We start from the raw sequence: 10,899 nt of genomic DNA, 5'->3' as shown, positions 1-10,899 counted from the left end.
CATGCGATCCAATGCGGAAACTGTAATGTCCATGCTGAAGAGGAGACTCCCGGCAAAGATAAGGAAGAAGCTGCCGGAGAGAAAGAAGACGGAAGAGTTTCTGAAGGCGGATGTGCACAATGTGAGGCAGTGCTGCTACCTCACGTACACACATCCGGAAATGCTGAAAGGGACCGAACAGTAATTTTGTCCCAAAGCGACTTTCGAGGAATGCTATATATACTCGAATTTGTATGAGTGCGGCTATTAATCAGGCACTGGTGATTTTTTTGGCAGCTACTGGAAGCGGATCTTTTGCAAAGAAAAAGAAAGGAAGATTGATGTGGGCAGTCGTCGCCGTGGTCGTCGTTGTGGCTTTGATAGGCTCGGTGGTCGCCTACACTGTTTATAACAACAACCAGAACAAAATAACAGATATATACTTCTACAACTGGTGGGCAACAGATGGAAAGATCGCGCTGACTAAGACTGTTGCTGGATTCCATTCGAAGTATCCACATTACCAGGAAGTTTCAACCCTCAAGCCGGGAGCCGGAGGCATAGCGGCTCGACTTGCAATATTGGACCTGATACAGTCGGGGCATGCTCCAAACACCTTTCAGGCGAACTTCGGTTCAGATATGATAAGCTATGTTGAAGCAGCGCCACATGGATTAAACTCGTTCGTAAACATGACGCCGGTTGCTCAGTCGATGGGGCTAATGACCAATGCCGTGCCGTCTGTCATCGCAGCAGGTATGTACAATGGCACAATGCTTTCGCTGCCTGTTGATACGCACAGGGCAAGCTTGCTCTATTTCAACCCTCAGGTTCTGCGAGCCCACAACTTATCTATACCGACGAACCTCACACAGTTACTCAATGAAACAGCTACCCTCAAGGCAGACGGCTTGACCCCCTGGATGGTCCCTGGGAACGATAATGGGTGGGATCAGCTGAATCTCTGGGAGAGTATTTTCCTCTCAATAGCCGGACCAAAGCTGTACGATCAGATACCCTACGGAACAATTAATCTGTCAAGCCCCACAGTACAGAATTATATTTACGAAACTAACCAGATCCTGCTGCAGTTCACATCAGACAATTACTTAGGTGCTTCGACGCTGACTTGGTCTGAAGCGATAAGCCATGTTGTCAGTGGTCAGGCTGCATTTCAGGTAAACGGCAATTTCTATGTTAATTACGCCTACGATTATCTTAACACAACAACATACCCCGCAATAGCACCGTACACAAACTGGACAAATGTATCACTGATGGAAATGCCATTCCCGGGAACGGCAAATTACTACAATCTTGTAATTGACTCAGTTGCGGTGCCCACTGGCCCATCTGCTAAATCAGGACTTTTGTTCGCCAAGTACTTCAGTTCATATGCAGGTCAGCAGATATTCACAAAGTGGAAGGCTGTTACATTTTACAACAATGTAACAAATGATTACTACAACGATCCAGCTCAATGGTACGACTATCAGGCACTGTTATCCACTCCAAGCAATGACTTCGTAATGAGTTTCCCAGGCGGACTGTTCCCGAGCGTATTCAGTTCGATAGACACAGCTTTCACTGGACTGACTCAGGGCGGTGCGTCATACCTGTCCACATGGAACACAACATTCGCTTCACAAATGGCGAGTGAGAAATCGCAGTGGCTGTCGGCCAACCAGATGGGTCTTGGTTTCTGGGGAACGTTGTCTAACCCGCTTGGCGGTTACCTGCCACCGTGGGTAAATGCAACAGCTTCGACAGTCCATCAGACGACTGCAGGCAGCAGCGTTGTGCACAGCGTAACTCCTATGACAGGTCGCCAGGCTCCAAGCGTTTTGACCCCGGCATTGGCCTTCAGCTCGTCGGACAACCTGATGACAGGCACTTCGCTTCTGAAGGCCGAAGTGTCTACCCCGTCGCTTAAACAGGCATTTGATTGAGCTATGACCAGCTGGCAGAAACCAGCTGGGAAACTCCAAACTGAGAACCATGAACAGTGAAAGGCACGCCTCTGGAAGGCGCAAGATGACATTTCTGTTCGTGGTCCCTACCTTATTTTTTGCAGCATTCCTTTTATATTTCATAATCTGGAATCTTTACTATTCATTTCTTGATTACTCGATACTTCATGCCCACAATCCGCCATTTGTTGGTTTCGGCACCTACTCGTCCGTACTGGGAGACCCGTTGTTCGTTACTGCTTTTGGTAGAACAATGCTTTGGGTGGTAGTGTGCCTCGCGGTTACAAATGCGCTGGGAATCCTTATAGCTTCACTGATATTTTTTCTCGAAAATGGGAAACTGAAGTCAGTATATAATTCCCTTTTCCTGTACCCGATATCGATTTCACTGGCTGCTTCGGCTGTAATTTGGACTTGGCTTTACAATCCGCAGGAGGGTATCAATTCGATATTTGTAGCGTTGCACTTACCAACCTTTTCCGGTCTGTCTAGTCCATCAACTTCTGAGCTGAGCCTGATAATTGTCTCAATATGGATATATTCGGGCCTGTCAGCGATATTCTATTACTCCTCATTCCAGGGTGTTCCCTCCCAGGTGATAGAGTCAGCAAGAGCTGATGCAGCCAAGGCTCACACCATTGTCTTTAAAATACTTCTGCCGGAGGCAAAAAATGCATTCATAGTCGCCACTGTGACCATATTCCTTTTCGTTCTCAGAATGTTCAGCCTGCCCTATGTGGCGACTGGTTTAGACCCCTTCACAATTACGCTCGCCGAGCAGATGTTCAATTATTTCACAACAGAGTTTTTTTCAAAAGCATCTGTAGTTAGCATCATTGTTGTCATAATAGCGTCGGCCGTCATCGTCCCGTATGCTCTGTTTGGAGTAAAGAGGTGGATATCCGGTGATTAGGCCGCTGAAGATAGCGAAGAAAACGATTCATCATGCCATTTTGATCATACTTGCAGCCCTGTGGCTAATACCAGTATACACCATGCTTATTGACGGAATGAAATCGGCAGGAGGCGTCCTGACGACACCCATACTGCAGCCTACTGGTCTCTCTTTCACTCCTCTTATAACAGTTTCGAGTGCGCTGGAACTGCCAATTGTTAACAGCCTCATCCTTGCGATAGCGACCGCAACGATTTCTACATTTATCGGTGCACTGGCTGCATTTTACTTCTACAAGGGCAGATCCTGGACAAACAACACTGTCTTTGTCATAATCGCGATAGCCACGTTTATACCATATCAGATAACGCTCGTCCCTATAACTGAAATATTATCAACACTGGGTCTGTTCAACACCTACCCTGGCCTGATATTCACCTTCGTCATATTCCATCTGCCTGGCGGGGCATTGCTTATGACGATATTCATGAGTAATTTACCGAAGAGCATAGTTGAGTCTGCCAGGGCTGACGGTGCGAGTGACTGGATTGTATTCAGCAAAGTGGCATTCCCTCTCACACTGGCAGGAGCGGTCTCAACCTTCATACTCACGTTCGTGGAGGTATGGAACAACTTCTTCATACCGCTCGTTCTGACTTCAACACCCAACATGTACACTGCCTCAATCTCACTGCTCTCATACACTGGAGGCTACGGGACACTCTACAACGACAGTTTCGCAGCTGCTCTAGTAGCATCGCTCATACCTCTGCTTGTATTTGTACTCCTCGGAAGATATTTTATGCGTGGTTTCCTTGCTCTCGGGAGCGGCTCGAAAGGGTGATTTGGAATGGTCAAAATCGGTCTTGAAAATGTCACTAAGATATTTACGAAGAAGAAACTTGAGAACAAAGTGCTAGATGATATCAGCTTCGAAGTCGCAGATGGCAATTTCTTCGGCATAATTGGACAGAGCGGAGCAGGAAAGACGACACTCCTCCGGATAATTGCAGGTCTGGAGGGACCGTCTCATGGAAAGGTCAAGTTCGACAATACGGTCGTCGCCGAGGAAGGAAAGATCAGAGTGCCAATAGAGGAAAGGAACATAGGCATGGTATTCCAGACTTGGGCTCTCTATCCTCATCTCACAAGTTATGATAACATAGCTTTTCCGCTCAGAGCGAAGAAGATGGATGAAAATGATATTGAGTCGACTGTCCTGCATCTGGCGAAAATGCTGGGAATAACTGAAATTCTAGTCAGGAAGCCTGGCAGGATCAGCGGCGGGCAGCAGCAAAGAGTGGCCGTTGCAAGGGCTCTTTCCAAGAGCCCTTCTCTTCTGCTGCTTGACGAGCCCTTTAGCAATCTTGATGCAACCATCAAGGATAATGCTAGATCTCTCATCCGCACTGTTCAGAAGGAGCTGAGCATCACTGCTATCATAGTTTCCCACGACCCTGCAGACATATTTTCGCTCGCCAGTGACACGCTTGCGATAACAGACGGCAGGAATGCCCAGATGGGCAGGACTTCGGACCTGTACCACAAGCCCAGTAACTTAACTGTTGCAAGATCCATAGGTGAGATGAGTGTCATACAGGGTTTAATGACGCAGGGTTCCGGCAAAGATGTTGAAGTAAAGTTGGGTGATAGATGTAAACTGGGCTTCAGGAGAGATGAGCTGATTGCCATAGTTCCGGAGAACAATACAGAGGTAAGAGTCGGTTTCAGGCCGGAATCGCTTGAAGTACTGGAGGAGAATAATACCTCACTGAAGGGTTCGGATTATTGGGTATTGATCGGTAACGGTTTTGTAAAAATATGCAGTTATTCCGCTGGAATATTCAGGGTGCTTATAAGGCTGGACGGATTGGATGATGATATAGCGGTAAGCAGCGATGTGTCAATCGATACGGACAGCAGAATTTCGCTTTATGCAAAGAGGGATGACCTGAAGCTGTTTGACTCAAATGGCAATTCAATGCTGAACTACTCTATGAGTTTGGGGAAACAGGGCAGCTCTAATGACGAGAGAAGGCGGATTTATGCATCCACATAATCCGACAAGTATGCCGAGGTATTTTTATGTTCAGGGGATTTGACGATTCAAATGAATGGATTTCCTAAAGGGTTCAGATTCGGCTGGTCACAATCTGCATTTCAGTCGGAGATGGGGAACAGGCTGAACGTAGACTCAAACACAGATTGGTACAAATGGGTGCATGACAGTAGTAATATAGTGGCTGGACGAGTCAGCGGGGATTTCCCTGAGGATGGACCGGGGTATCTAGAGCATTTCAAGGATTTCCACAGGGAAGCGGCATTTCTCGGTCTAGATATAGCAAGGCTTTCCATTGAGTGGTCAAGACTTTTTCCTACAGGACCTTTACCTAAACCTGTTTGCAGGACGGATGGAGATAATATATTATCTATTGAGATAGAGAAAGAACAATTACAGAAGCTCGACATGTTTGTTGACAAGAACGCATTGCGCAGGTACACAGAGATTTTCCGTGATCTCCGTTCGCATGACATATCTCTGATACTCAACCTTTATCACTGGAGCTTACCGATATGGCTCCACGATCCGCTCAAGGTAAGGGATATTGGCCCCGAGGCGACGCCTTCAGGCTGGCTTTCAAAGGATATTGCAGGGCAATTTGCACTCTACGCCGCATATGCAGCAAGCAAATTTGACGATTTCGTCCTTTCATACTCCACTATGAATGAACCGAACGTGCTTTATCCAAAGTTCCCGCCAGGTTACTTTGGTGGTGACATTTCGAGAAGGGTAGAGGCAAACCTTATAGAGGCACATGCGAGGGCATATGATGCGATCAAGTCAGTTTCTGAAAAGCCGGTGGGTATAATATCCGGAGCACCGTCCTATGTGCCGGAGAAGCCAGAGGATCAAACAGCGGCACAACAGGCTTGTGAAGAGCGAAGATGGCCATTCTTCGATGCAGTCAAATTCGGCCGGAAGGGTAGTATCTTCAGAAGTGACCTGAAGGGAAGGCTTGACTGGATCGGACTGAACTATTACACCAGGTGCGTTGTTCACAAGACTAACACAGGCTTCTCTGAATCGGATGGCTATGGGAGGAGATGCACAAAAAACTCAAAGAGCAAGGCTGGTCTACCCACTTCGGACTTCGGTTGGGAAATTTATCCTGAAGGGCTGTCGGAAGTTTTGAAATCGTTCTGGAATAGATACTCTCTGCCTCTTTGGGTTTCAGAAAATGGTGTCGCAGACGAAAAGGACAACCTGAGATCTTATTTCATCGTTTCCCATCTTGCCCAAGTCTTGAAGTCATTGGAGGAAGGGGTGGATATTAGAGGTTATCTTCACTGGACCTTGGTCGACAATTACGAATGGGCTGACGGTTTTACCATGAAATTCGGCCTTTCATCATTCAATAGCAAGACATGCCAGCTTCAGCGAAGACAAAGCAGCCTGGTGCTAAAAGATATTGCTTTGGCAAAGGACATTGGTGGCAGGGTTGAGGGTTTCCTTAATGTGCCTGAAAAGCTAGTCGATGAATAACAAAGTGTGCATAATTGTCAATATCTGACGCCAGTGGTGGCTGAACTTACACCGTATTATTGCCCGTTCATTTACTAAAAATGTTCCATTCCTGTTCTACCAGCAAATTCCTGCACCCTGCTACTCACCGTAGTGGTTGCAGGTGTAAAGAATTAGCCTGCGATCCTGTAAATTATTCGTCGGCATTCTTGGCAAAAATTAGCTACACACATTACACTGACTGGAACTGGGACATCAATTTTCCATTTGTCTGGTCAAGACGTGAGCTGAAATGATGCATTTCTCCAAGCAGGGTCTGAATGTATATATCCTTTTTTCCCGCCTGTGGATTCATTGAAAAAATCAACCGCTTTTCACTCATGCCGTCTGATTGTCTGTTGCGGAATTCAAATATCTCTCAGGGATTTTGAATGGTTCTCCCTTTGTCGCGACGGCAGTTGCCTGCCAAAGAAGCTTGACGGCAACTCCAACGCGCCACAGACTGCCGTGCTTTCCTCTTTCTTTGAACCATTTGTACGGATCTGAACAGGCAGAATTGCATCTGATGGCAGGGAGCGAGCTGTCGTAGAGTGCTGTCCTCAGCAATTCGATTCCCCACTTCGATATATGCAGTCCGACGGAATGGTATTGGCCGGCATCTTCCATTTCGGGATCGCGGCCGGCTAACACCCTTATTGCATTCTCATCACTGAACTTGGCTGGATTCCCTACCAGCTCTCCACGGTTGCCGATATTACCTGTCATATGTCGGAACAGTGACGACGAGGCTTCCCCTCTCATCCATCTCCTTTCTGATTTTCTTCTCATGATGCTCCATACACTCACCTATCAGCTCCAGTTTCCTAATCAGGTAACGCACCTCGTGAACAAGTGCATCCTCCATCCCCTCCACCGAATTACTTCCTGCAAAATAATGCAAGTCCCGCTGTCCTTTCCTTCGCCTTCTTGTTCGCTTCATGGAAAGACGAAATCACTTTTTCAATATCGTGTGCGATCCTGGCGAAGGGCCTGGAGTGGAGGCAGAAATGCTTCAGCTGCCCATGCTGAAAGGGGAGTCCGCTTCATACGTTATCTACGACAGACCACGACAAAGTAAATCCAAGTCTCTTCTGATTTGCGTTACAGTTCTGGAGGAGCTCTGTAAGACACGCTGCCTCAAACGTGCTATTTCCTTGAGTCTTGGGTGTCCTTCAACCACTCAGGTCGTTCGACACATAAGGTTCTTCATTGCTTAAGCTGATATGATTTAGCAGTCGGCATCATTTGTCTTTCTCAACTTTCCATGTCGTTTTCCTCTCGGCTGCAGTGAATTTATGCAATATGCTGCTGCATGTTTTTCATTCAGAAATGCCAGCACGTCTACATGATATATGCCAGTGACCTCCATGGCATGGACAATCGGCAGCTCTATCCTCTCGGCCACCGACCGTGTCTCTTTCTACATCTGCTCCATGCCTATGCTGTTGTTGTCGTACTTCCTCGGCATTCAGCACTTAGTTTTTATTGTTGCGCTTCATTTCATCATTCTCTTTTATTTTGGATAAAGGGGTTTCCGGTTGCCTGTAGGCCGTAGACTGGTAATTGATACAGGGAGACGCTGGCGTGTCAGATTACGACCCGATTCACGGCTCACACGCTGGTTGGAGTATGCTCGCTAAATTACGAGGACACTTAAGCCTCAGAACGACGTCCGTACATTCCGCTTTCACCAGGTTTTTCCTGAAGAAAGTCGAGGTCTAGCACCTTTCTGACCATATGCCATATATCAGAACGGCGTTTCCCGCACTCGGCAAAACATCATTCCGCCTAAGGATTGTCGAGGGCATAAGCCGCCCCAAGCCATATGCCGTCGAATACGCTATACAGCGGAGTGCGGTAAAACTTCGTTGAGTTTATGGCTTACCTGGATCTTACTGAGTCACTCAAGCCGGCCGAAGATGAGCAGCGTTTGTTCGCATCGGCTGTTTACGATACGCTTTGAAGTGGCCACTGTCCAGTCGCAATGCCCCTTACCAGTCCTTAGCCTCAACATCACTATTCAGGACTTAGTTTACGATACAACGAAATTGACTGTAACGAACGTGGGAAATTGAGAACAAAATGATCAGGATGGATGGTGCTGTGTTCGAAATTGAGGAGACGTTTTAGTTTTTAAATTATGAAACACTCACTTAGACTTTGATTTGTAACAGATTAGTAAAGCCATCAATAAACCTACAAGTCAACAAAGTGTTGTGTATTCCTGTGTACAGATTTGCTCGCATTAGTCTCTGGAGAAAAGCCTGGAAAAAGTAAACTCTCCTCATATTTTTAGCAGTTGAAGTCAAGGTAATGAATCCTCAGAGTTCCGGGGTGTGATAGTGTTGCCCACTGACTTCGGTGCTCTGAACGCGTCGAATGACGAATGATAATTACATGTATTATAGTTAGAATGACTCTGCCGAGACATGAACCAGGAGAGAAAAGCTGATATTGCAGATGCTGTAGAAGAAAGAAGAAACATTCATCGGATAAACAATGCTTCCGAGATACGGGAAAGAGCACGTGCAATCATGCTTCATAATTGGAGGAACGAGTTTGGATATACTGCTCCAAATATCGTGTCATACCCAGCCTGCTGGCTATGGGATTCCTGCTTTCATTCGATAATCTGGTTGACCATTGGAGATGAATCTAAAGCCATCACCGAGTTATCGTCTGTTTTCAGGTGGCAGCTAAAGGATGGCTTTGTCCCGCACATGGGTTTTCAATTCAATCCAAGTGCTGCGACTTCTGACTGGAGGCAGCCGGGTCATTCAGACATAACACAGCCGCCGATGTTCGGTCACTCAATAAGGTTGCTGCACGAATCTGGCATTGATGTCACTGGTCTAGCAGAGAAGGCTGCGAACGCCTTTAATTTTCTTATGACTCACAGAAGAGCGCCGGATGGCTTGTTGTTCATACTCCACCCTTCGGAGGCAGGCTGCGGGAGCTCTCCCCGCTGGGATTCCTGGTCAAATGGGAAGTTTGACGCTATCGCCTGGAAGGAACGAAAGTCGGAGTTTGTGCGTTCGCTTAAATGCTCTTCCACTGGATCGTCGATCTCAAGTTCACAGTTCATTGTTGAGTCGGCGGCATTCAACGCGTTAACCGCTTTCAATATGATTGAGCTATATCATGTTACTGGAAACGAGAGACTTCTTGAGCAGGCGGGATCGATAATCGACGCACTTGATAAGTCGTGGGATGAGGAGCTTGGCACTTGGAAAGACGTGACTTCTGTGAGGAAACATTCTTCATCGGCTAGGACGGCTGAAGGACTGCTTCCGGTCATGGTTTCGAGAAATAGGGGCGCTGTAAGTAAAGCGTTTAGAGATATCGAAATCGGTGGACGGCTTGAATCTAGGTTTGGTGTGGCTGGAACTGACAAGTCAGAGCCATTCTTCGAGCCGGGCGGTTATTGGAGAGGTGCAGGATGGCCGCAATTGAACTACCTGTTCTGGGTGGCTGCTGTAAGATCTGGAAGAAGCAATCTTGCAGACGAATTGGCAGAAAAGTCGTTGAATGCAATGACAGCAAGTGACTACAGTGAGTATTTCAACTCTATAACAGGACAGGGTCTCGGTGCGAAACCGCAATCTTGGGCTTGTCTTCCGATATGCATGTTTGAGTAAGACAGGTAGGTTTCATACTTTACTCCGATGATTATCGTAGGGAGTCGAAAGTTTTCATCACAGTTTCTTATAGTAAGGGGGAAGTCAAGTAAAAGTTAACCTTCCTTGATATGGGTATGATTACGGCTCCAGAGCCGGGAATCCAGCTTTCATGCAATCAGAATACGTCACGTCTGCATTTATGGACGATTGAACACGCAAGCGCGAAAACAGACTTGTGCTCGTGATTAACTATGAGGGGTGAAGGCACACCCATCGGCGCCGTCGGGGAACTACTTGCAGTCAGCATGCAGTTCTTCTCAAAGTAGACTGCGGAATTCATAAATGAGGATGCTGCAGGCATACAGACGACGAAGAGAAGGAAACGCCTGAACAATGCCCACCTCAGGACGACTGTGTGCATGAGGGCGTTGCCTGGATATGACATGTGGAGCGGCGGTATGCTAAGATCTCTGCTGCACAGGCGCGAGATGCACATGAGACGCAGGTCCCTTCCGCAGTCCTTTGCTTTCCCCTCTGTGGTATTAAGTTGTCTATGTCATCAAGCGACTATATGTATCTGGAAAAGTTTGAAGGGTTATAATAGAGGAAGTCGAGCGATATGCCGAAATGCTTGAAGGCACGGCTTGAGATTGCAGTCTGTATGCGCTACTGCAGTCGATCCATAGAGCCTGCCAAACTGGTTCCAGCAGCCTTAGCTCGTCAGCCCTTCCTTCTGATAACCATGGGCATTACTGTATCAACGAGCCACCTAAGCATCTGCAGTTTGCTGCACAGTGCTATGAAGCGGTCATTTCCCTTATTCGGCGTGTGTTTTCAACGGCCTCAGAACAACTCTGATTAGTGGAGATATTT

General features: G+C 47.1%; 9 protein-coding genes. 7 read left to right on the top strand and 2 right to left on the bottom strand.

Annotated features, from left to right (window positions below; genetic code table 11):
- From KIS29_07675 to KIS29_07650, 6 genes are all read left to right on the top strand, one after another.
- On the top strand, positions 1 to 184 hold a 184-nt coding region (locus KIS29_07675; protein MBX8640196.1), incomplete at its 5' end, for a hypothetical protein.
- 136 nt (positions 185 to 320) lie between these two features.
- Positions 321 to 1,928 (top strand): ABC transporter substrate-binding protein, encoded by a 1,608-nt coding sequence (locus tag KIS29_07670; GenBank protein ID MBX8640195.1) that lies wholly within the window; start codon positions 321 to 323, stop codon positions 1,926 to 1,928.
- Between the two features lie 49 nt (positions 1,929 to 1,977).
- The gene (locus KIS29_07665; protein MBX8640194.1) at positions 1,978 to 2,862 is read left to right on the top strand and encodes a sugar ABC transporter permease; all 885 of its coding nucleotides are present in this window, start codon (positions 1,978 to 1,980) and stop codon (positions 2,860 to 2,862) included.
- An 82-nt stretch (positions 2,863 to 2,944) separates the two neighbouring features.
- Positions 2,945 to 3,688: a carbohydrate ABC transporter permease gene (locus KIS29_07660; GenBank protein ID MBX8640193.1), complete on the top strand. Its 744-nt coding sequence runs from the start codon at positions 2,945 to 2,947 to the stop codon at positions 3,686 to 3,688.
- Between the two features lie 6 nt (positions 3,689 to 3,694).
- Complete coding sequence (locus tag KIS29_07655) at positions 3,695 to 4,903, top strand: ABC transporter ATP-binding protein (protein ID MBX8640192.1); 1,209 nt, start codon at positions 3,695 to 3,697, stop codon at positions 4,901 to 4,903.
- Between the two features lie 51 nt (positions 4,904 to 4,954).
- Positions 4,955 to 6,388 (top strand): glycoside hydrolase family 1 protein, encoded by a 1,434-nt coding sequence (locus KIS29_07650; GenBank protein MBX8640191.1) that lies wholly within the window; start codon positions 4,955 to 4,957, stop codon positions 6,386 to 6,388.
- A 357-nt stretch (positions 6,389 to 6,745) separates the two neighbouring features.
- On the opposite strand, the gene KIS29_07645 is transcribed toward KIS29_07650, so the two are convergent.
- Together KIS29_07645 and KIS29_07640 are read right to left on the bottom strand one after the other, a co-directional pair.
- Positions 6,746 to 7,132, bottom strand: coding sequence for a transposase (locus tag KIS29_07645; protein MBX8640190.1), 387 nt, complete (start codon positions 7,130 to 7,132; stop codon positions 6,746 to 6,748).
- Positions 7,122 to 7,346 carry a hypothetical protein gene (locus KIS29_07640; GenBank protein ID MBX8640189.1) on the bottom strand — a complete coding sequence of 75 codons (225 nt, stop codon included), beginning with the start codon at positions 7,344 to 7,346 and terminating at the stop codon, positions 7,122 to 7,124. Before KIS29_07640 ends, KIS29_07645 begins: the two co-directional genes overlap by 11 nt.
- A 1,489-nt stretch (positions 7,347 to 8,835) precedes the next feature.
- Here KIS29_07640 and KIS29_07635 point away from each other — a divergent pair.
- Entirely contained in the window at positions 8,836 to 10,044 is a 1,209-nt protein-coding gene (locus KIS29_07635) for a hypothetical protein (protein ID MBX8640188.1), read from the top strand.
- Positions 10,045 to 10,899: the final 855 nt, after the last annotated feature.

Origin of the sequence: Candidatus Sysuiplasma jiujiangense, assembly GCA_019721075.1 — an archaeon.
Lineage (GTDB): Archaea > Thermoplasmatota > Thermoplasmata > Sysuiplasmatales > Sysuiplasmataceae > Sysuiplasma > Sysuiplasma jiujiangense.
Note: the sequence above shows the minus strand (reverse complement) of the source record. Positions and strands in the feature narration are given on the sequence as shown.

Excerpts from the sequence above, each read along its gene's own strand:
- KIS29_07670 (MBX8640195.1), top strand. The coding sequence starts at position 321 with ATGTGGGCAGTCGTCGCCGTGGTCGTCGTTGTGGCTTTGATAGGCTCG.
- KIS29_07665 (MBX8640194.1), top strand. The coding sequence starts at position 1,978 with ATGAACAGTGAAAGGCACGCCTCTGGAAGGCGCAAGATGACATTTCTG.
- KIS29_07660 (MBX8640193.1), top strand. The coding sequence starts at position 2,945 with ATGCTTATTGACGGAATGAAATCGGCAGGAGGCGTCCTGACGACACCC.
- KIS29_07655 (MBX8640192.1), top strand. The coding sequence starts at position 3,695 with ATGGTCAAAATCGGTCTTGAAAATGTCACTAAGATATTTACGAAGAAG.
- KIS29_07650 (MBX8640191.1), top strand. The coding sequence starts at position 4,955 with ATGAATGGATTTCCTAAAGGGTTCAGATTCGGCTGGTCACAATCTGCA.
- KIS29_07645 (MBX8640190.1), bottom strand. The coding sequence starts at position 7,132 with ATGACAGGTAATATCGGCAACCGTGGAGAGCTGGTAGGGAATCCAGCC.
- KIS29_07640 (MBX8640189.1), bottom strand. The coding sequence starts at position 7,346 with ATGAAGCGAACAAGAAGGCGAAGGAAAGGACAGCGGGACTTGCATTAT.
- KIS29_07635 (MBX8640188.1), top strand. The coding sequence starts at position 8,836 with ATGAACCAGGAGAGAAAAGCTGATATTGCAGATGCTGTAGAAGAAAGA.